Here is a 21858-nt window from a genome sequence, read left to right as displayed (position 1 = left end):
ATGACAATAGAGTCAAGGGAAACGTTGCAGGCTGCATTGGCAGAAATCGAGGTGTGGGAACAAGATCAGAAAAATCTTTGGTTTTGGGAGCGGATCGGCCGGCTGCCGTTTAAGCTGTTAGATAAAATTACGCCCGCGTTTATTCAAAATAAAATCGGAGTACTGCTGGATGAACTCGGAAGCTTCATCCAAACGGGAGGCCAATATTTAACCCAGGAACGCATCATCTTGAAGAGATTTGAACAGATGGAGGGGAGAGAAGAGTTAACGATTTCCGATATCTCCTCCATGCCCCTTGAAAAAATGGATCGCGTGAGTAAAGAGTTAAAAAAAAGCCGGGCTAAAATCGCGACGGTTCAGGGAGCGACCACAGGGTTTGGGGGGATTTTTACATTAGCCGTCGATATACCGATGATTCTTGGTCTTTCTCTTAAAACATTACAGGAAATTGCCATCGCCTACGGCTATGATCCAAGACAAAAAGAAGAGCGTGTATTTATCGTGAAATGCTTGCAGTTTGTGTCTGCTGATATAGTCGGGAAAAGAGCGATTTTAGAAGACTTAACGAGGCAATATGGAAACGAAAATCGTGCGCAAATGATCTCCCGGCTGCAAGGGTGGCGTGAAGTGGTTGTTACTTATACGGATTCATTTGGATGGAAGAAATTATTTCAAATGATTCCGATTGCAGGAATGTTTATCGGAGCTTTTATGAATAAGTCCATGATGCAAGACGTAGCGGAAGCTGGTATAATGCTTTATCGAAAGCGCCGAATTCTGGAGCGCTTAGAGAAAAGTGACGAACACGAATCTCTTACATTGTAGTGGAGGGATCAGTAATGGAGGAACAAAAAGCGATTGAACTGTTACAGCAATTACGTAACAGAGAAGTAAAAGAAGTTCGGGTTACAAAAGAAGAATTCTTACCTTTTCGTCAGGTATTGGTGAAGCAAGAAGACTTTAAACATTTCCGGGGCATTGCCCAACGCGGCGGCGGAGTGTTATATCAATATTTGGAAGTGCCGAGAAGCTGAGCGTGATGCTCGGCTTCTTCGCTTCTTCCTGCGGAGCCAAAAAGCGGCTCCTTCTCAGAAGCTCCAACATCCTATCGGTTTAAGCGGGCTTTCTCCGCTTTTCATATTGTCTAGCTGCGAAAGCCAAACCGTATGGCTGTTTCGCTTCTTCCTGCGGAGCCAAAAAGCGGCTCCTTCTCAGAAGCTCCAACATCCTATCGGTTTAAGCGGGCTTTCTCCGCTTTTCATATGGGCCAAACAGTTCTTTTTGAAAGAGAGGCATCATATGCTAAACTATTCCTTAGTCTCATACCCAAACAACCGATGTTTCATGATTAATAGATGCGAAGCGAAGAAAAACATGATAGATTTAAGATAGAGCATACAACAGGGGGATGACAAACTCATGTGCCTGAATTGGGAGGGATTATAGTTGGAAAATCGCACACCTTTTTATTTTGCGGATTATATTTGGAAAAATGAAAAGGGTCATACGACATACGGGATGCTTCTTGTTAAACGCCCGGATATGGATAATGAATATGACCTCCATATTTTATTAAAAGAAGCGTATACACAAAATAAAAAGATCGCTATTACAATGGTGTACGATAATCGTGAACAATCCCTGGATGGATATGTTGTTCATATTTCAAAGGAAGAAGATGTGTTTACGTTTATGGATACAAATGGAGTCAAACTTGTGATTGATTTCTATGATGTAGTTGAAATAGATTTTCAAGACTGATTCAACAGAACACCCCCGGTCAAGTCTGACCGGGGGTGTTCTATTGAAAGGTTTGCGCAAAGGTAGCAGAAACCTCATTAAAAGCATCAATATGTAACCATCCGAAACATTTTAGTCTATATCATTATTTTTTCTTGGATGGAAAAGGGAGAAATACTAAAGGGTATTATATTTAGAATATTTCATTAGTTTTTAAAATAACAAAAATTCTATGAAAGGTTGATATTTTTTTTATTTTGATGTTTAATAACATTATAGACTGTGGTGTGATGTTACAAATGGTTATTTACATGGCATAATCTTGTATTATTTTTTTATGATGATTAGTAAGCGTTTTCAGTAAGTGTTTGCATTTTTGAACCTCATTGTCAGTACGATGGTTCCCTTTGTGATCTTGGGGAGGATGACAAAGGAAAACGGTTTTGTTTATTAGGGGAGAACGTTTTATAAAAGGGGAATTTGAACGGCCAAATAAAGGGATTACGATAAAGAATAACCATATATCGTAACATCGCACATTGCTTGTTGATTCAAAAAAACGATGGGGAAGGGGACCCCATCGTTTTTTATTTGTTTTATTAACCATTATTTTACATCAAGTTGATGAACCTTTTCTTTCGCCTGTTCAACCGACTCACTTATCTGTTTAGGTGTTTGTGTTTTGGCGGGGTTTCTTTGCTTATTTCGTCGATCTACCATATACCCTATTGCCAAGAGAAGGGCGATACCAACCAAAATCCAAATCCAGGCACCCAATGTCTCATTCACTCCTTTCTTGTAAATCATTATTTTTTGTTAAGTTTCCCTTTCCCTCAAAGGAAGCAGGTAAACATGTTTTTTAGTCAATCGCACAGAAATTTTCATAAAAGAGGACAGGTGCCTACTCCATGATTCCGCATTTAACATATGTTGCAGTGTAAGAGTTTTACCAATGATCAACGGGAGGCAGGCTATATGAAACAGCCATTAGGACAATCAGGTGGTATTCGTCGTCCTATTCTCAGATTTGGCCCTGGAAGATTGGGCCCTGGAAGATTTGGTCCTGGAAGATTTGGGCGTCCATTCTACGGAGGATTCGGACGTCCGTTCTTTGGCGGACCGTTTTTCGGGGGAGTGCTTGGCGGGGTATTAGGAAGCGCGTTAATTGCTCGTCCGTATTATTATTATCCGCCATACTACGGCTATCCGCCATACTATTATCCACCATGTTATTACCCGTATTATTATTAAAAAAGAAAAGCGATGTGCATAGGGTGCATCGCCTTTCTTTTTCGGAGCAGTTTCTCATGGAGAATCCTGATTGCTTCAACTTATCTTATTAAGGGAAAGAAGAAAATCTCTGCAGATGTAAATGTCATTTTATGGTATAATTTTTAAAAAATAGGAGGAGCAAATGTGAAACAATGGCTGGTTGCTTTTTATTTGCTGCTGATTCTTGGCGGATCTGTTTGGAATGTATATCTATCTTGGAAACATGATTATTTTGGTCAGTTTGTGTTTTTCTCCTTTTTTTCACTCGTTTCTTTTGTTCTTTTTGCTGCAAGCCTTCTCTATGTTTTTGCTTCAAGACAAGTATATGACCAATCGCCTTCTGCCTGAGAATGTCTAACTTTGTCAAACGATGGCTGTAAAAATAAAAAGGAATTTGTAAGAAATCAAAGAATAAAGAAGTGTGAACATTCAAAAAGCGGAAAGATGGGATTGGAGGGTTTTTATGAATAACAAGTTTAGGGGGAGAAAGAATTGAAGGTCCTTATTTCGTTATCAAACAAATTAATGCAAAGGTATTTACCAGATCCATTCTTATTTGTAATTATTCTTACTTTTTTTGTGTTCGGCTTAGCTTTGGTGCTAACAGATAGCACTCCTATTCAAATTGTGGAATATTGGGGCGGTGGATTCTGGAGTTTGTTGGCGTTTACCATGCAAATGGTTTTGGTACTTGTAACAGGCCATGTATTAGCAAGCAGCCCGATTTTTAAGAAAGCTTTAGGAAATTTAGCCTCTGTACCAAAGTCACCAGGTCAAGCCATTGTTCTTGTTTCCGTTGTTTCACTTCTGGCAAGCTGGATTAACTGGGGATTTGGTCTTGTAATCGGGGCCTTATTTGCTAGAGAGCTCGCCAAAAAAGTGGAAGGGGTCGATTACCGCCTTTTAATTGCAAGCGCGTACAGCGGTTTTGTGGTCTGGCACGGAGGATTGTCAGGGTCCGTTCCGCTTACCATTGCGACACCAGGACATTTTACCGAGAAAATTATTGGTATCGTTCCGACAAGCGAGACGCTATTTTCAACATATAATCTCGTTATTGTAGCGGCACTTTTCGTCATCATACCTATTTTAAATCGCCTGATGATGCCTTCCAAAGATGAAACGGTGATCATTGAGCGCACTTTGCTGGAAGAAACGGATTCATTGCAGGCACCGACAGTAGAACATTTTGAAATGACACCTGCAGACCGACTTGAAAACAGCCGGATTTTATCTCTTTTAACAGGTCTTCTCGGGCTTTCATTTTTAGCTTTTTACGTTGTAAAAAACGGTCTTAAAATTAATCTTGATATTGTCAATTTCCTGTTTCTATTCCTTGGAATCTTGTTCCATGGGACACCGAAGCGATTTTTAGACGCGGTGATGAACGCAGTAAAAGGAGCAAGCGGTATTATTATTCAATTTCCGTTTTATGCTGGTTTAATGGGTATCATGGTATCTTCGGGATTGGCAAATGTTTTATCTGAAGCGTTTGTTTCGATTTCGAATGAACGAACATTCCACATGTTCACTTTTTGGAGTGCGGGACTTGTGAACTTTTTCGTTCCTTCCGGCGGGGGACAATGGGCAGTGCAAGCGCCAATTATGCTGGAAGCCGCTCAAAACCTGGGGGTTTCCATGTCTAAAACAGCAATGGCTGTGGCATGGGGAGATGCTTGGACCAACATGATTCAACCATTTTGGGCGTTGCCGGCTTTAGCGATTGCCGGGTTAAAAGCGAAAGACATTATGGGCTTTTGTTTAATCACTCTTTTTGTAAGCGGTGCTATTATTTCTCTTGGCTTTTTCTTTTTTTAACATTTCGTTACATAGCGCTTCCTTTTCTAAAGGGGGTGCTTTTCTTTTTTTATAGCTATATAAAAGAACCATGTTGATTCTAATTTTTAGGGATCATTTGTGTGAAAGGTCTATTTCATACGCTTTCTGCGAAGACTGAAAGGAATTAAACCGCTAAAAATGAAGTGAAAAAGTGCAGAAATGCTTATATTTATTACTTGAAACCTTTCCTGTTTCTGCTATAATATCAGCGGTGACTCATCATCTGAGGTTCATCGGGCGGGAGAGGGATAAAGAAAAAGAAGGAATAAGATGTTTAAAACGTTCTTAGACAAACGGTTCAAAATGAATGAACACAACACAACCATCGCAAAGGAAAGTATGGCTGGTGTCGTTGCCTTTTTATCGGTTGTATATATTATTGCCATTAATGCGTCCATTTTAGCAGATGCAGGCATTCCGCTTGAGGCCGGTATTTTTGCGACAGTCATTACATCCTTGCTTGGTTGTTTACTAATGGCGTTTTGGGCAAATGCACCGATTGTGTTAGTTCCGGGTATGGGGATTAATGCCTTGTTTACGTATACGATGGTCCAATCCATGGAATTATCGTGGCAAGAGGCACTCGGCGTGGTATTTATCTCCGGGTTTGCATTTGCTGTGCTGGCCTTTTCCCGTTTATCGGTGATGCTTATGAAGGCGATTCCGCAATCGTTAAAAGAAGCGATAACGGCAGGAGTAGGACTTTTCCTTACCTTTATTGGATTGCAAAAGGGCGGTATTGTCCAATCAAGTGAGACGACCTTTGTGGCGCTTGGAGATTTAAGCAGCCCTTATGTAATCGGTACACTGATTACGTTATTTATCACGATTGTGCTGTTCATTCGAAATGTTCGCGGAAACTTCTTGTTAAGTATGGCAGCAGGAACATTGGTTGCTTTTGCTTTAGGACAAGTGAAGCCAATGGAGACAGCTGCATCAACAACTGAATGGCATGTGTTTTTTGGTGCAACGGGGGCCTTATCGTTTTCTTCCATTACGTCTATGACATTTTGGGCTGCAGTGTTTTCCTTAACGATGGTGATTGTTTTTGAAAACATTGGCTTAATCCATGGCCATTTGGGCATGACGGGGCATGATGAAAAATTTCAGCGTGCGTTTCAAGCAAATGCCATTTCTGTCATAACGAGCGGATTTTTCGGCACAAGCCCAACCGTGTCGTCTGTTGAAAGTGCAGCAGGCATTGCTTCAGGCGGGCGTACGGGTATGACATCGCTTGTTGCAGGAGTGCTGTTTCTAACGTCACTGTTTTTCATCCCAGTCATTAAAATGGTTCCCGCCAGTGCAATTGCGCCGATTTTGATTGTCATTGGCGGTTTAATGATTCAAAACATTCAGCACATTAACTTGCAAGATTTGTCAGAAGGATTCCCGGCATTTTTGATCATTGCGCTTATTCCGCTCACATACAGCATCGCTGATGGAATCGCATTCGGCTTTATCGCGTATCCGATTTTAAAAGCAGCGTTAGGTAAAATGCGTGAAGTGTCAGTGCTTATGTATGTTGTAGCGTTTTTGTTCTTTTTAAATTTTGTATTGCATTATATAAGCTGATACTAACCTCCTGTCAAATGGCAGGAGGTTCTTTGAATATACATGTCATTTTAATCGTGTATTGAAACTTTTTATGTGAACAATATTCCTCTGCATCTGGAACTCGTCGCTGTGAATGTTAATCGAACGACAGGATCCATTCTAGGAAATGGACTGAAAATAAGTGCAGTGATTCTAATGGTGATTTATTGTCCAAACATATAGAATTTATCGCATCCGTTAATAATCCAATTAGACATTTATAATAAAAAATATGGAAGATTCTTCCGATGCAAGATTTATATAGTTATAATTTTATCGAGGTAATAACAAAAAGCAGACCTTTGTACCTGAATTAGTTGTGTATTTACATTTTTCATAAAGAGATACACCTTTCAATCATTGATTTAGATGCAATAAAAAACCCAACTCGTTAAAAATTGGGCAGGGGTTAAATTATTTATTCTCATCTTTATTCTTATTATCATTATATTCTTTCGGGCTTCTTACATCAGGTCTGACAGGAGTTAACTCTTCTGAAGCTTCTGTATTAAGTCGAGTATTACGTTGTCTTTGATTCTGATTAGGTATCTCTGTTCTTCCAGCATTTCTAGGTACAATGCGATGATAAAAAATTTCAAAAACTGTGATACCAAGCGCAGAGATTAAAGATCCAGCAAATAAATCATTCACATAAGCCAAATTTCTACTCATTGACCAAATGACCAAAAATGCTAAACCAAAATCAGCAAGGGAAGCAACGGAGTTATTAGTCCTACGTAAAATAAATAAGTCACCTATGATATAACCAACTGCACTTAAAACAATAGAAATAGTAAGCACATCTACAATTGATAAGTTGTTAAATAAACCAAGTACAACACCAAGAACAACGAGTGTTGCCATAAATTTAATTGAAAAGGCTAATACATGTCTCATTAGTTCATCTCCTTTTTTAACTTATTTTGTCTAAACATATTTGTAGTATTCATAAACAATAAAAACAGATAAGGGACAAAACATATGATTTATCATTTTCCGAAAGAATACTCCCGCTTCAAGGAATGTGCAGGGCGTAGCCCAATGAGTAAGTGGGACTTGTGGCACGAAAACCAAGTGTCAAAAAACCAAAAACAAGACGGAAAGACCATACGAATTTCGTATCAATCGTAGGGACTACGAGGGTAGCCTGCTAAGAAACTGGTGGATACACTGGTGTTCGCAGGAATCTCTCACCTCAAGCGTTAGCTAAGTGGGAGTAGTTCAAGACATTTACCTACAAAACAAGCTATTGCGCTACCTTATTAACCTACTATATAATGACCATAGCCTAAATTACGTGAATCGTAGGATATGGATATAAAAAACAAACATGTGGTGGACGTGTGGATTGTTATCAAATCCACGCCCAATAACGAATAAAGGAGCAATAGCGATTTATGATTACAGTTAATAATGTTAGTTTACGATATGGTGACCGCAAGTTGTTTGAGGATGTAAACATTAAATTCACACCGGGCAACTGCTATGGATTGATTGGAGCGAACGGTGCAGGTAAATCGACTTTTTTAAAGATTTTATCAGGCGAGATCGAGGCGCAGACGGGTGACGTATTCATGGCACCTGGAGAGCGTATGGCCGTATTAAAACAAAACCACTTTGAATATGAAGAGCATGAAGTGTTAAAAGTCGTCATTATGGGACATGCGCGTCTTTATGAAGTCATGCAGGAAAAAGATGCGATTTATATGAAGGAAGACTTTTCAGATGAAGACGGAATGCGCGCTGCCGAACTGGAAGGCGAATTCGCAGAGTTGAACGGTTGGGAAGCGGAGTCTGAAGCAGCGATTCTTTTAAAAGGTCTGGGCATCGAAGAAGAACTTCATACGAAAAAAATGGCTGATTTAACGGGTGCTGAGAAGGTCAAAGTCTTATTGGCACAAGCGTTATTCGGCAAACCGGATGTTTTATTATTGGATGAGCCGACGAACCACTTGGACATTAAAGCCATTCAATGGTTAGAAGAATTCTTGATCAATTTTGAAAATACAGTTATCGTCGTATCCCATGATCGTCACTTCTTAAACAAAGTGTGTACGCATATTGCCGATCTTGATTTCGGTCGTATCCAAATTTACGTAGGAAACTATGATTTCTGGTATGAATCAAGTCAATTGGCTCAAAAAATGGCACAGGATGCAAACAAAAAGAAAGAAGAAAAAATTAAAGAGCTGCAAAACTTCATTGCGCGTTTTAGTGCGAACGCTTCTAAATCCCGTCAAGCGACATCACGGAAAAAGATGTTAGACAAAATTACGCTGGACGACATTAAGCCATCTTCCCGCCGTTATCCGTTTGTTCATTTTGCACCAGACCGTGAAATTGGTAATGATTTACTGCGTGTGGAAGGCCTGACAAAAACGATTGATGGCGAAAAAGTGTTAGATAACGTAAGTTTTATCATGAACAAAGATGATAAAATCGCGTTTGTAGGCACTAATGAGGTGGCATACACGACGTTATTTAAAATTTTAACGGGAGAAATGGAAGCGGACAGCGGAACGTTTAAATGGGGTGTTACTACATCTCAAGCATATTTCCCGAAAGATAACTCCGAGTACTTTGAAGGCTGTAATCTAAGCCTAGTTGATTGGTTACGCCAATATTCTCCTAAGGATGACAGCGAAAGCTTTTTGCGCGGCTTCCTGGGCAGAATGTTATTCTCTGGAGAAGAAGTGAAGAAAAAAGCAAGTGTTCTATCCGGAGGAGAAAAAGTTCGTTGTATGTTATCTAAGATGATGTTAAGCGGAGCGAATGTGCTTCTATTAGATGAACCTACAAATCACTTGGATCTTGAATCGATCACGTCTTTAAACAATGGCTTGACGAATTTCAAAGGTTCATTATTGTTCACTTCCCATGACCATCAATTTATCCAAACAATTGCGAACCGCATTATTGAGATTAAACCGGATGGTACAATGTTCGATAAGCAAGTAACATATGATGAATATTTAGAACTGGCAAATCAATAAAAATCATAGAGGGGGTTGTCCTGAAAGTGCGTTTTTTCGTACTTTCGGGGCAACTTTTTTTATGGTCATTTTTCGTGGGAAAAGTATGAAGTTTTGATTCTAACACACTTAGAAGAGAAGTATGTATGTAGTAAGGCCTGTGAAGAAAGGAGGGGGACGATGGGAATTCGTCTTATTAAAATCTCCGCTGTCTACTTTGCGATTGGGACATTGCTTGGCTTTTATATGTCCATTGCTCATACCTATACGCTAACGCCTGTTCATGTGCATATTAATCTGCTCGGCTGGACTTCTCTTACTTTAGCTGGAATTATTTATCATATTTTTCCTGAATCGGCCGATACCAAAGCAGCTAAAACACATTTTTGGCTTCATAATATCGGGCTTCCTGTTATGATGATCGCTCTCGCTTTTGTTGTATTAGGCTATGAGCAGTTTATGGCATTCACTGCAATTGGAGGCACCATCACTTTTCTTGCTGTGTTGATTTTTGTGTACAATGTATTAAGAAATGTAAAATGAGGATATGGGTGTCCCAAAACTACTTTTTTGTGGTTTTGGGACACCCAACAAAGGAATCATCATGGAAAATTTATGAAACAATTTTCCTTGTCATTCGTCCTATATAATAGGGGGAATGAACAATGTATAAGAAAATAGCCTTATGTCTACTTGTGTTGCTTGGCGGAGGATGTACATTCCTTTTAAAAGATAAGTGGGAAGCGGCGCCCGTTTTTACATATAAAGCTCTTGACGCCGAGCAATCGCTGCAAACGTATTATGGAGTGGGAAAAGAACATGACATCATGGGGATTGGATCGCTTGCTTACCATGAAAATGGACAAACCACCTGGCTGTTTTGGGGCAAATATAAAGATCTTATCGGACAGGATATTAAAATATATGCGAAAAAGCAAGGGGTAAAAAAGAAAGTAAATGCCATAAAAGAAAAATATCTAACACTTGAAAAAGGGATATTAGGAGCAGATGCCCATGCGGTTGGAACCATTGAACTCCCTGAGAACGGTTTATGGAAACTTACCTTCATGATGGGAAAGAAAAAGCTCGGTGATATTGTTGTAAAGATTGAATTTTCATAAACAGGAAAACAGGGAGAGGTTCACGAATATTAATATAAACAAGACATTTTATGTCATTTGATATTAGTAAAGGAGCGAACAAAATCTGCATGACGCCGGTGTATCGAAAGCGGCCTTACGGATGGAAGTTCACTTTCTATTCGAATGATAAAAGGGGGATGGAGAAAATGAGTGAACATGAACAGTTAAGACGTATTCGCGAACTAGCGGAAGGGGTTATTCAAAGTTGTTTACAAGATGGAACACGATATGATGAACCGCAGTTACGGAATGTAATTGAACTATTGGCGCGTTCTGTTGTGGATACAGCCAATTTAAACCTTGGTGACGACATCGATCCTCCAACCTCTCTAAAGGCAACAGTATGCAAAATGAAAATGGCCCATAATGCCATGCAGCAAATCAATAAAAAGAATTCCGGTCTTGCGTCAGGGCATTGAAATTCAACGTTTATGTAAAAGCTAAAATGGTCATGAAGCCGCTTTTGTATCCATATATTGATTAAAAAGCGAAAAGTGGTGGCGCTTCATGAGTACTTCATTTGAAACGATTATTTTATTTGGAGTTTCAGGTGTTTTCTTCTTTTTGTTGCTTGTGATTTTATTAGCACTCATTTCGGTTTTTATAAAGAGGAAAGCTCAAAATAGAGAACAAGAGAAAGAAACAGAGGACGATGAATTTTAATGGAAAAGCATGGGGATGAATGTCGGCCCCATGCTTTTTAGGTTCAGAAAGTTCAAGTGTCGACGTTCCTTTAAACGAAGCAAAAGTGCTTCTGGTGAAGAATCTTCCCGGGCGTTTCGTCCCTGAACGAGTCTCCTCCGCTTTTATTTAAGTATGTACATACTGGCTGTTATTTTTTCTTTGCTTTTTTTGATGTCTCTGCGGCAGCCGTTTCCGAGCCGAACTCTGTATCAGCAACGTTTGGATTTGCAACTTCCTTGCTAACTTTGTTTTGACGCCCTTTTTTTGCCATCTCGCAATCCTCCTTTCCTCTTGAAGCAAAGATAGTTTGGGCAGCAAAAAGATTTTTTATTCATTATGCTTCTTCATTTATTACGTTCTAATATTGTTTGTTTTTTCGTATAAACTAACAAAAAACAGGAGGGATAGTAGAGTGGAACTAAGTGCGAATGACCACGCCATTATTGAACAAGCATTGAAAGCGGCAGCCGCCAACAGTGCTGATTATCAAGAAATTTATCAATATGAGGATGTATTAAAAAAAATGAAACAACGAACAGAGACAAGTTATACAGCTCAGACAGACGGGTTTCGTTATGACTATGATGATTCCGCGCAGTAAAACCCAAGAGACGAAGAATAGGATAAAAGAAAACCGTATGCCATCTAAAGGCATACGGTTTTCTTTTATGAATGGATGATGTTTTGTTCTTGGGCATTCTTTTCAAGAATCTTCTCTACTGCTTCGCTGACAGTTTCTACAACATATGAGGCTTCTTTTTTTACATCTTCATGTGCATGGGCTATCGCAAAACTGTTTGGTGTTAGCTGAAACATCGGAATGTCATTGAAGGAATCACCTACACAAGCAATTTCTTCTGGCTTTAGCTGTAAATGGTCCAGCAAGACTAATACGGCATTTCCTTTACTGATATTCTTTGGCATGATATCAAGACAGCCCTGTTCAGAGATGAAGGTGTCAACATCGTCATGGAACATTTCATTGACAGCTTGTTGCAGCTTAAGTATTTCTTCGTGGTAGCCCAATATAGTGATTTTAGAAGGGTTAAGAGAAAGGCCAATTTCATCGAGCATTTTCTTTTGTTCTTCAATTGGAAAGAAAAAGCGCAATTCGATTTGCTTTAAAATTTCATTTTTTTCTTCCACAAAATTGGTGTTGTCCGAGCAAACAATTGTAATTTTGTCATCTGAACGTGTAGATTCATACAATTTTTTGGCTAGCTCGTGCTGGAATGTTTGCGAATGAAGGGCTTTTTCGTCATTCGTAATAACAAAGGCCCCGTTTTGACTTACACGGTGGAATTGATCACCGACGGATTTCGCCACTTCCATAATTTCATTGTCCATTCGACCGGAGGCAAGACAGATGTCTATACCATGTTCGCGAAGTTTTTTTAATGCTTCTACATCGTGGGAAGCTACCTGATTTTCTTTATTAATTAAAGTTCCATCCAAATCACTGACTAACAATTTAATCATCTTTTAAACTCCCTTCGTTGTTAACAATTCAATCTCATATTGCTGAAACACACTTTTCAATTCTTCGTCTGGAAAGCGATCCGTTACAATGATATCAATATCCTCTAATGTGCACACATTATAAAACATTTGCTTTCCAAACTTGGATTGATCTGCCAGGACAATCACTTGATCGGCTCGCTGGATCATCTCTTTCACCAACAAACCTTCTTCTTCATAAGGGCTTGACAATCCACTTTGTGTAATTCCACAAGCTCCAAGGAAAAGCTTATCAACGTGGTAATTGCGAAGCATCTCAATTGCTGCTGCACCGTAAATGTACTGCTGGGGTCGATGAAGCTGTCCCCCTAGTAAATGAATGGTAACCGTTTCATTTTTGGTTAGTGTACTCGCAATCTGAATTGAATTGGTCACAATTGTGTTTTGCTTAGTGTTCAAGTATTCAGCCACGAATTCAACAGTAGTTGATGCGTCCAAAATGATGTAATCGTAATCTTTAATAAGCGACACCGCCCGTTTGGCAATCTCTTTTTTAGCTTCCGGTACCAGCTGAAGACGCTGCTCGTAACTGGAGATGTCTTTTGAAAGATTAGACAAAATGGCTCCTCCACGAGTTCGAACAATTGTCCCTTTCTCGTCAAGCTTGACAAGGTCTCGCCGAGCTGTATCGCGGGAAACCGCAAATTGCTCGCAAATATCATCAATGCTGATTCGTTTATGTTTTGTTAAGTGATTTAAAATGGCAATTAATCGTTCTTCTTGATACATGGCAGCACCTCTATTCCATCTATATTATAAGTAATTATAAGTGAATGTGCAATTTTATATTGATTTTAACACCGGAAAATTTACAAAATCATTATAAACACTTAAAATGGAAAGAAATAGATGAAAAGGAGAGAAGTTGAATGAAGACATTACAAGTCGGCCTTGTGGGATATGGTTTATCCGGACAAGTGTTTCATGCCCCATTTGTACATACTCATCCACATATGAATTTAAAGAAAGTGGTAGAAAGAAGGAGTGGAAAATCAAAAGAACGGTATCCATATGTAGAAGTCGTGACATCCTATGATGAGCTTTTGGGAGATGATGAGCTTGATTTGATTATTATTACCACTCCAAATGAACTTCATTATCCAATGGTAAAGAGTGCTGTATTGGCAAAGAAACATGTGATCATCGAAAAGCCATTTACGGTGACATATGAAGAAGCTAAGGAGTTAACGCACCTTGCCCGTGAGCAAGGGGTAAAACTTTGTGTGTATCATAACCGCCGTTGGGATGGGGATTTCAAAACGATAAAGAAAATAGCAGAACAACGGCTGCTTGGGGACATCGTTGAATTTGAGTCTCATTTTGATCGTTTTCGCAATTATTTCAAAGAAAACGCGTGGCGGGAAGAAGACCGGCCAGGTTCAGGCATCTTGTATGATTTAGGGTCACATTTGATTGATCAGGCCCTTGTCTTGTTTGGAGAGCCGGATGCTGTAATGGCTGATACGCGAATTCAACGAAAAGCTGGAAAAGCAATCGACGCATTTGATGTTCGTCTTCACTATCCTGCTGTTAGTGTGATATTAAAAGCAGGTATGCTTGTAAGGGAAATAGGTCCGCGTTTCATTGTACATGGTACGGAAGGGTCATTCATAAAGCATAAGCTCGATCCGCAGGAAAATGCTCTTCGCCAAGGTGCCATGCCTATTGATGAAGGATATGGGATAGAACAAGAGGACAGCTGGGGCATATTAAACACGACAGTAAACGGGTTGCACTATCGAGGAAAAATAGAAACATTGCCTGGAAGCTATCAAGATTTTTATCAAAATGTGTATGAGGCCATTGTGGAAGGAAAAGAGTTGGAAGTAAAACCTGAACAGGCAGCAATGGTCATCCGAATCATTGAACTGGCAGAGCAAAGTGCGCGTGAACAGAGGGCGATTGCAGTAAACTAAAATAATCTTTCCATTAGTGGAGGGCTTACATCCATTAGAATGAGATCAACGCAAAAAGAGGAGAGCGGGGGCTCTCCTCTTTTTGCGAATCACATTATTTAAGCAGCCACTTTTGTCTCTAGTTTTTGTTGGTGGCGGCGAATTTGCTGGATGTACCAAGCGGTTACGATTAATGTGATGACTGTTCCAATCATCATGGAAGTTTGGTAGCTTAGTTTAAAGCCTTCAGGTGCGTAGAAAATGTAAGTACTTACAACACCTGTCATAAATAGAGCTGGGATTCCGCAAACCCAATGGAATTTACCGTGGCGTAAACAATAGACAGTCGCTGCCCAAAGTGTAACAGCTGCAACAAGCTGGTTTGACCAGCCTACATAACGCCATAAGAATGAATAATCAATCGTTGATAAATAAAAAGCTGGAATGGTGACCGGAATTGAATAGAGCAATGCCTGCTTCAAGTTTGCGTTCTCGTTTTTTGCCCCGACTAATTCTTCCAAAATCATGCGTGATGAACGAAGTGCTGTATCACCTGTTGTAATAGGTAAGATGATAACCCCTAAGATGGCTAATATACCGCCTAATTGACCAAGAAGAGAAGTTGAAATCTCATTTACCACTCCTCCCGGACCGCCAGCTGCGATGGCTTCTTGCAATCCTGCTGTACCACCGAAAAATGTCATACCGGCAGCTGCCCAGATCAATGCGATAACCCCTTCACCAATCATAGCGCCGTAAAACACCTTGCGGCCGTCACGTTCATTTTTAAGCGTTCTGGCAATGATCGGGCTTTGTGTACAATGGAAACCCGAAATCGCTCCACACGAGACGGTAACCATTAACAACGGCCAAATTGGCAGTTCGCCTGGATGAAGATTTTCCAAAGTGACGTTTGGAATTGGCTTGCCTGAGAATAAAAGAGCTCCCGCGATAGCTACCGCCATGAAAATTAAAATGGCACCGAACAGCGGATAAATTCTACCGATTACTTGATTGACGGGTAAAACAGTTGCTAACAAGAAATAAACAAAAATGATAACGAGTGCTGCGCTGAACGATATTGGAGTCAATTGCGCAATCAATTGTGCCGGTCCTGCCGTAAACGCAGCGGCTACTAGAATCATTAAAACGAGTGATACAACGTTAGTAATAATTTTTACGTTCTTTCCTAAATAACGCCCTACAAGAGCGGGATATTGCGCGCCGCCGTGACGAAGTGACATCATACCTGAAAAATAATCATGAACGGCTCCGGCGAAGATACAGCCTACCACAATCCAAATGAAAGCGACCGGTCCATACAAAGCTCCCATCAAGGCACCGTAGATCGGACCTAATCCGGCAATATTCAATAACTGAATGAGCCATCCTTTCCACCATGGCATCGGCATATAATCAAGGCCGTCTGCTTTCGTATAGGCGGGTGTTTCGTTATTGGAATCTATACCAAAAATTCGGTCAACCACCCGTCCGTAAAACATATAGCCTAAGATTAAAAGTGCGATTGACGCGAGAAAAGTAAGCATGTTTGCAACCTCCTTATGTAACCATTAATTTAAATTTTCTGAAAACATATCCATATCCTAACAAATGACGACAAAATCTGCAATGTGTTTTCTGAAAAAAATAAAATTTCTAATAATTTAAAAGCGCTTACATTTTTCGAAGAGATAAATCCCCGACAAATCAGTAGTTTTTATCAAGAAGATAAATCCATTGTTAGATTTCGGGGTTATTTAGAAATATTGGTATTCACACAAGCAATAGCAATATGCGTCAAAAAAAGAGCCTTTCTGTTAAATCTTGTAAAATCAAGAAATAACGCGAAAGGTCTCTTTAAGGGTTCATAAAGTTTTCTTTAATCCCATTATTTATGTGAATTTTATAGGGCGTTAAAATAGCGTGCTTCTGGATGGGCAAACACAAGGGCGGTGACAGATGCTTCGGGCTCCATCATAAAGCCGTCCGTTAACTCAATTCCGATATCCTCCGGTCGGATTAACTTAAATAGCTTCTCTTGGTCTTCAAGGTCCGGGCATGCTGGATAGCCAAATGAATAGCGCTGGCCCTGGTATTTGGCCGTTAGGCGCTGTTCCATTGTAAAATCAGGAGAATCCGGGAATCCCCATTGGTCACGGATTTGTTGATGGACACGCTCTGCCAAGCCTTCCGCTGTTTCAAGAGCAAGTGCCTGGAGAGCATGACTTTTCAGGAAATCACCCTGTTCTTTAAACGTTTTTGCCAATTCACGAATCCCTCTTCCGGCTGTGACCGCCATGAAACAGACATAATCCATTTCACCTGAATCAACAGATTTTAGGTAATCGGCCAAACATAAGTAAGGCTCCTTTGTTTGACGAGGGAAATCGAATGTTTCCAAAACTTTGTTTGGTTGTTCGGGATCATAAACGATCACTTTATTTCCATCCGATTGAGCAGGGAAAAATTGATACATGGCAGAAGGTTGAATCAGATTTTCTTTCTTTGCAAACGAGATGAGCTCATCTACGATTTCTTTAATTTTTAACGTTCTTTCATCTTTTTCCTGCAATAGGCGTGAAATTTTGCCTTTTATGCCCAAATGGTGGCCTAATAGCATCTGTAAGTTAATGTACGGCTCAACTTGGGCAACATCATACTGGCGGATAATATGCCGTTTTGTATCAGCCGGTACGAAAACAGGTGCTGTTGTAGAGACTGCCGAGCGGGTGAGGGTCGCCACTGCTGTTTGCCGCACTGCCGTTTCAGTAAGACTGGCAGCGGCTTCTTGTTTTTCTCTCAACTCAGCTAATAACTGTTCACTTGCTTCTTTGTTTTGCAATTGGTTAGCCAGTGATAGGCCGTCCATGGCATCTTTTGCGTAAAGAACAGGACCTTGATATTCGGGTGCAATTTTATTGTCTGCAAACTTGCGGGACAAGGCGGCACCGCCGACTAAAATCGGAACGGAAATCTCGGCTTGCTTTAAATCCTGTGCCGTTAAGACCATTTGCTGGGCTGATTTGACGAGCAATCCTGATAAACCGACGATATCCGGCTTTTCTTTTTTGACGGCAGAAATGAGTTCTTGCGGTGTCACTTTAATTCCCAAGTCAACGACTTTAAATCCATTATTGCTTAAAATAATATCGACCAGGTTTTTCCCGATATCATGTACATCACCTTTAACGGTTGCAAGTAATACTTTTCCTTTTCCGCTGTCATCTTTCTTTTCCATGTGAGGTTCTAAAAAGGCAACAGATGCTTTCATTACTTCCGCACTTTGCAATACTTCGGCAACGATCAGCTGGTTGTCGTTAAACAAGCGTCCAACTTCGGCCATTCCCTCCATGAGCGGTCCGTTAATAATATCGAGCGGGTTCGGGTATTTCGAAAGTGCCTCTTCCAAATCAGGGAGAAGCCCTTCTTTTGTTCCTTCAACGATGTAGTTTGCCAATCGTTCTTCCAATGTTAAATTGCTTGCTTGCACTTTGACGGTTTTCTTTTTGTCACGGTAAAAGTCTGTAAATTTAGCCAATGTCTGGTCATCTGTATGGAAAAGAAGATCATCGGCAAGCTTGATTTCTTCTTCCGGAATCGAAGCATAGCGCTCCAGTTTTTCCGTATTGACAATCGCATAATCCAATCCTGCTTGCGTACAGTGGTATAAATAGACAGCATTTAATACTTCACGCCCGACAGGAGGGAGACCGAACGAGACGTTACTCACTCCAAGAATCGTTAAACAGTCAGGCAGCGCTTCTTTAATGAGAGCAATTCCTTTTATCGTTTCTTCAGCCGATCCGATATATTGTTCATCACCTGTGCCGACAGGAAAGACAAGCGGATCAAAAATGATATCTTTCGGATTGATTCCGTATTTATGCACAAGAAGGTCATGCGAACGTTTCGCGATTTCAAGCTTGCGTTCTGCCGTTACCGCCATTCCTGTTTCGTCGATTGTACCGACAACCACAGCCGCACCAAACTTTTTCACAAGCGGCAGAACGGCCTCAAATCTTTCTTCGCCGTCTTCAAGGTTAATGGAGTTGATGATGGCTTTTCCCTGCGAATAGGTAAGAGCGCGTTCGATGACCGCTTCATCCGTTGAGTCGATTACTAACGGAACTTTAATTTTCTTTACAACTTCTTTAATGAAGTTTTCCATATCTTCGATTTCTTCGCGGTCCGGATCAGCCAAACAAATATCGATGACGTGCGCGCCGTTTTTCACTTGGGCACGAGCGATTTCTGCTGCCTCTTCAATCTTTCCTTCCGCAATGAGACGCTTAAATTTACGTGACCCGATTACGTTCGTACGCTCACCGACAAACAGAGGGCGCATGGAATCGTCATAAATGAGCGGCTCGATGCCTGAAACGGCGTGAGGATGAGATGATGTAGGAATGTCTCTCGGCTTCACGTCTTTTACTGCTTCCGCTAATGCGGCAATATGGTCAGGTGTTGTGCCGCAGCATCCCCCGACAATGTTCAGCCATCCTTTTTCGGCAAAGCCGCGGATTTTCTTGGCTAAAAGCTCTGGGGATTCATGGTAATGTCCTTCTTCATCGGGTAACCCGGCGTTCGGATAACAGCTCACGGCTGTTGTTGATAAGGCAGAAAGTGAACGGATATGGTCGGTCATGAATTCAGGACCTGTTGCACAGTTTAGCCCGACTGAAAGAGGCTCCATGTGCTCAAGCGAAAGGTAAAATGCTTCAATATCTTGACCGGCAAGAGTCGTTCCCATCGGTTCAATCGTTCCGGAAATCATAATCGGAAGCTTTTTGTTCGTTTTTTCAAACGCTTGCGAAATGCCTAAAAACGCTGCTTTTACATTCAGCATATCTTGGCATGTTTCCACTAATAAGAGATCGGCGCCGCCATCAATCAAACCTCTTGTTTGCTCTTCGTAAGACTCCACAAGTTCTCTGAAGCTGATCCCTCCAGTGACGGATAATGTTTTCGTGGTTGGTCCCATTGAGCCGGCAACATAACGAGGTCTTTCGGGAGTAGAATATTTCTCGCATGCTTCTTTGGCAAGCTTAGCCGATGCCACGTTCAATTCATAGGCAAGGTGGCTTAAATCATATTCATCCAATACAACGGATGTTGCCCCGAATGTATTTGTTTCGATAATGTCTGCTCCTGCTTTTAAATATTCTTCATGAATGGAGCGTATGACATTAGGAGTTGTGAGGGATAAGTATTCGTTACAGCCTTCATAAAGTTCACCGCCAAAGTCGGCAGCCGTTAAGTTAGCCGCTTGAATCATCGTTCCCATTGCACCATCAAGGACGAGAATTCTTTCTTTTAATTGATTATGAATGGAGGGTTGAGACATGATGATCTTCCTTTCTGATACGTTCTTTATCGTGAATGTATTTCGTCAGCTCTACAGTCATTTCATAGCGCATAAACGGTGTAATTAAATAAATGCCGTTAAACAAATCATAGGCAGCATCAATGAGGTGTTTGGCAATCGCAATGCCTTCCTGCTGGCCTTTTTGGGCATCATTTTCTGTTGCATCCATACGTGCCAGAATGTCTTCGGACAATTTAATTCCAGGCACTTCATGATGAAGAAAACGTGCGTTTCGTGCACTAGTCAACGGCATAATCCCAATATAAATCGGGGCCGATAAGTGTTTCGTCGCTTCATAAATCGCTTCGATTTGCGATATCGAATAAACCGGTTGAGAAATAAAGTAATGGGCTCCGCAGGCGATTTTTTTCTCTAACCGAAGAACTGCTTTATCGAGATGTCTTACATTTGGATTGAATGCTCCGGCAATCGAAAAGTTTGTTTTTTGTCCGAGCGGTTTGCCTGAATAAGAAAGTCCTTCATTAAATTGTGCAATAAGGCTAATGAGATCGAACGAAGACAAATCGTATACAGAAGTAGCTCCCGGGAAATCTCCAATCTTGGAAGGGTCGCCTGTAACCGCCAGTATTTGGTTAATTCCCAATGTATGAAGTCCCATTAAATGCGACTGTAAACCAATTAAGTTACGATCACGGCATGTAATATGGACAAGCGGACGCACATCTGTTTTATGCCGCAAAAGAGATGCCATCGCCAAGTTGCTGATTCTCGGTGAAGCGAGTGAATTATCGGCAAGGGTAACAGCATCGACACCAATATCATGCAACGCTTTTGCTCCTGTCATGAATTTTTCAATCCCGAATTGTTTAGGGGGATCAAGTTCTACAATGACGGAGCGGCGCTCTTTGACGATATTATGAATATGCGAGTGCTGGTCATCGGCTGTTTCTTGAATCTCGACAACTTGGCGTTCTTTTGTCCGCTTGAATGTAATCGGTTCTTTATCCTTTAGCGCAGAAGAGATCGCTTCGATATGGGCTGGGGTTGTACCGCAGCATCCACCGATTAACCGAACTCCTTGATTGCGAAATGCAAGCGCTGTTTCATAGAAATATTGACTATCTGTTTCATATACAAGCCGGCCGTCTACGTAATCTGGTAAACTTGCGTTTGGATAGGCAGATAAAAAGGCACGTTTCGGAAGCGGCACTTCTTCCAATGACTCAATCATATGATAAGGGCCAAGGCGGCAGTTAATGCCGACCACATCCGCACCGAGCTCTTCAAGCTGTGACAATGCATCGCCCAAATGTGTACCGTCTTGAAGAACTCCTTTTTCATGAAGGGAGACATGAGCGATAATTGGTTTGTTTGTTTCCTTACGGGCAATGGACAAAACCGTTTTCAGTTCTTCCAAGTCATAGTATGTTTCTAATAAAATACCATCAACCTCTTCATGGAGAAGCCAAAATAGCTGCTCACGAAAGTTTCGCCTAATTTCTTCTATTGTAATCGTCGATTTCGTTAAAGCTCGAACTCCACCGACTGTTCCAACTACATATGCGTTGCCTTTTGCTGCTTCCTTCGCAATTTGCGCCGCTGCAATATTAAAGGTCTTTACTTCATCCTCCAGACCATGGCGTGCCAGCTTATGATAGTTGGCTCCATAGGTGTTTGTTTGAATAACATTCGATCCTGCTTTTAGATAAGCTTCGTGAACACGAAAGATTTCATCACGATTTGTCACATTCAACTGCTCAAAACAGCTGTCAACACCGTGAGCATACAACAGCGTACCCATGGCTCCGTCCCCGATTAAAATGCGCGACTGCAAATCTTTTAATAATCCCATTCTTATTCCCCCTTATAATCATTCT

22 protein-coding genes are annotated in these 21858 nt (G+C 40.9%); 14 read left to right on the top strand and 8 right to left on the bottom strand.

Annotated features, from left to right (window positions below):
* From ACFOU2_RS12855 to ACFOU2_RS12845, 3 genes are all read left to right on the top strand, one after another.
* Positions 1–825 carry an EcsC family protein gene (locus ACFOU2_RS12855; protein WP_377915724.1) on the top strand — a complete coding sequence of 275 codons (825 nt, stop codon included), beginning with the start codon at positions 1–3 and terminating at the stop codon, positions 823–825.
* 14 nt (positions 826–839) lie between these two features.
* On the top strand, positions 840–1034 hold the full coding sequence (locus tag ACFOU2_RS12850) for a hypothetical protein (protein WP_377915722.1): 195 nt from the start codon (positions 840–842) through the stop codon (positions 1032–1034).
* 412 nt (positions 1035–1446) lie between these two features.
* Positions 1447–1761, top strand: a complete 315-nt coding sequence (locus ACFOU2_RS12845) for a hypothetical protein (RefSeq protein ID WP_377915720.1) — start codon at positions 1447–1449, stop codon at positions 1759–1761.
* Positions 1762–2346: 585 nt separating this feature from the next.
* On the opposite strand, the gene ACFOU2_RS12840 is transcribed toward ACFOU2_RS12845, so the two are convergent.
* Complete coding sequence (locus tag ACFOU2_RS12840; protein WP_377915718.1) at positions 2347–2517, bottom strand: hypothetical protein; 171 nt, start codon at positions 2515–2517, stop codon at positions 2347–2349.
* A 198-nt stretch (positions 2518–2715) separates the two neighbouring features.
* Between ACFOU2_RS12840 and ACFOU2_RS12835 the strand changes: the two genes are divergently transcribed.
* The 4 genes from ACFOU2_RS12835 to ACFOU2_RS12820 all read left to right on the top strand — a co-directional run bounded on the left by ACFOU2_RS12835 (position 2716) and on the right by ACFOU2_RS12820 (position 6423).
* A complete protein-coding gene (locus ACFOU2_RS12835; RefSeq protein ID WP_377915716.1) occupies positions 2716–2991 on the top strand; it encodes a hypothetical protein in 276 nt (91 codons plus the stop codon).
* Positions 2992–3156: 165 nt separating this feature from the next.
* Positions 3157–3360: a hypothetical protein gene (locus ACFOU2_RS12830; protein ID WP_377915714.1), complete on the top strand. Its 204-nt coding sequence runs from the start codon at positions 3157–3159 to the stop codon at positions 3358–3360.
* A gap of 144 nt (positions 3361–3504) precedes the next feature.
* Entirely contained in the window at positions 3505–4830 is a 1326-nt protein-coding gene (locus tag ACFOU2_RS12825; RefSeq protein WP_377915712.1) for a short-chain fatty acid transporter, read from the top strand.
* 291 nt (positions 4831–5121) lie between these two features.
* Entirely contained in the window at positions 5122–6423 is a 1302-nt protein-coding gene (locus ACFOU2_RS12820) for an NCS2 family permease (RefSeq protein ID WP_377915710.1), read from the top strand.
* Between the two features lie 435 nt (positions 6424–6858).
* Here the strand turns inward: ACFOU2_RS12820 and ACFOU2_RS12815 are convergent, their stop codons facing one another.
* The gene (locus ACFOU2_RS12815) at positions 6859–7341 is read right to left on the bottom strand and encodes a YndM family protein (protein WP_377915708.1); all 483 of its coding nucleotides are present in this window, start codon (positions 7339–7341) and stop codon (positions 6859–6861) included.
* A 500-nt stretch (positions 7342–7841) separates the two neighbouring features.
* Here ACFOU2_RS12815 and ACFOU2_RS12810 point away from each other — a divergent pair, with 500 nt between their 5' ends.
* The 5 genes from ACFOU2_RS12810 to ACFOU2_RS12790 all read left to right on the top strand — a co-directional run bounded on the left by ACFOU2_RS12810 (position 7842) and on the right by ACFOU2_RS12790 (position 11221).
* Positions 7842–9437, top strand: coding sequence for an ABC-F family ATP-binding cassette domain-containing protein (locus ACFOU2_RS12810; protein ID WP_377915706.1), 1596 nt, complete (start codon positions 7842–7844; stop codon positions 9435–9437).
* Between the two features lie 159 nt (positions 9438–9596).
* A complete protein-coding gene (locus tag ACFOU2_RS12805; protein WP_377915704.1) occupies positions 9597–9959 on the top strand; it encodes a cytochrome-c oxidase in 363 nt (120 codons plus the stop codon).
* Between the two features lie 122 nt (positions 9960–10081).
* Complete coding sequence (locus ACFOU2_RS12800) at positions 10082–10537, top strand: hypothetical protein (protein ID WP_377915702.1); 456 nt, start codon at positions 10082–10084, stop codon at positions 10535–10537.
* Between the two features lie 167 nt (positions 10538–10704).
* Positions 10705–10977 (top strand): hypothetical protein, encoded by a 273-nt coding sequence (locus ACFOU2_RS12795; protein WP_377915700.1) that lies wholly within the window; start codon positions 10705–10707, stop codon positions 10975–10977.
* An 88-nt stretch (positions 10978–11065) separates the two neighbouring features.
* Positions 11066–11221: a hypothetical protein gene (locus ACFOU2_RS12790; protein ID WP_377915698.1), complete on the top strand. Its 156-nt coding sequence runs from the start codon at positions 11066–11068 to the stop codon at positions 11219–11221.
* A 169-nt stretch (positions 11222–11390) separates the two neighbouring features.
* Here the strand turns inward: ACFOU2_RS12790 and ACFOU2_RS12785 are convergent, their stop codons facing one another.
* Positions 11391–11513: a hypothetical protein gene (locus tag ACFOU2_RS12785; RefSeq protein WP_377915696.1), complete on the bottom strand. Its 123-nt coding sequence runs from the start codon at positions 11511–11513 to the stop codon at positions 11391–11393.
* A gap of 141 nt (positions 11514–11654) precedes the next feature.
* On the opposite strand from ACFOU2_RS12785, the gene ACFOU2_RS12780 reads away from it, so the two are divergent.
* Positions 11655–11843 carry a hypothetical protein gene (locus ACFOU2_RS12780; RefSeq protein WP_377915694.1) on the top strand — a complete coding sequence of 63 codons (189 nt, stop codon included), beginning with the start codon at positions 11655–11657 and terminating at the stop codon, positions 11841–11843.
* A 65-nt stretch (positions 11844–11908) separates the two neighbouring features.
* Here the strand turns inward: ACFOU2_RS12780 and ACFOU2_RS12775 are convergent, their stop codons facing one another.
* Both ACFOU2_RS12775 and ACFOU2_RS12770 read right to left on the bottom strand, forming a co-directional pair.
* Positions 11909–12721 (bottom strand): HAD family hydrolase, encoded by an 813-nt coding sequence (locus ACFOU2_RS12775; RefSeq protein ID WP_377915692.1) that lies wholly within the window; start codon positions 12719–12721, stop codon positions 11909–11911.
* Positions 12722–12724: 3 nt separating this feature from the next.
* Positions 12725–13489, bottom strand: a complete 765-nt coding sequence (locus tag ACFOU2_RS12770; protein ID WP_377915690.1) for a DeoR/GlpR family DNA-binding transcription regulator — start codon at positions 13487–13489, stop codon at positions 12725–12727.
* Positions 13490–13629: 140 nt separating this feature from the next.
* On the opposite strand from ACFOU2_RS12770, the gene ACFOU2_RS12765 reads away from it, so the two are divergent.
* Positions 13630–14676, top strand: coding sequence for an oxidoreductase (locus ACFOU2_RS12765; RefSeq protein ID WP_377915688.1), 1047 nt, complete (start codon positions 13630–13632; stop codon positions 14674–14676).
* A 98-nt stretch (positions 14677–14774) separates the two neighbouring features.
* Here the strand turns inward: ACFOU2_RS12765 and ACFOU2_RS12760 are convergent, their stop codons facing one another.
* The 3 genes from ACFOU2_RS12760 to ACFOU2_RS12750 form a co-directional block, all read right to left on the bottom strand.
* Positions 14775–16202, bottom strand: a complete 1428-nt coding sequence (locus tag ACFOU2_RS12760; RefSeq protein WP_377915686.1) for a carbon starvation CstA family protein — start codon at positions 16200–16202, stop codon at positions 14775–14777.
* A 356-nt stretch (positions 16203–16558) separates the two neighbouring features.
* Entirely contained in the window at positions 16559–19999 is a 3441-nt protein-coding gene (metH, locus tag ACFOU2_RS12755) for a methionine synthase (RefSeq protein ID WP_377915684.1), read from the bottom strand.
* Positions 19977–21833, bottom strand: coding sequence for a bifunctional homocysteine S-methyltransferase/methylenetetrahydrofolate reductase (locus tag ACFOU2_RS12750; RefSeq protein WP_377915682.1), 1857 nt, complete (start codon positions 21831–21833; stop codon positions 19977–19979). Before ACFOU2_RS12750 ends, metH begins: the two co-directional genes overlap by 23 nt.
* Positions 21834–21858: the final 25 nt, after the last annotated feature.

Origin of the sequence: Bacillus songklensis, from assembly GCF_042649685.1 — a bacterium.
Lineage (GTDB): Bacteria > Bacillota > Bacilli > Bacillales > Bacillaceae_H > Bacillus_BA > Bacillus_BA songklensis.
This window is presented reverse-complemented; position numbering and strand designations above follow the sequence as displayed.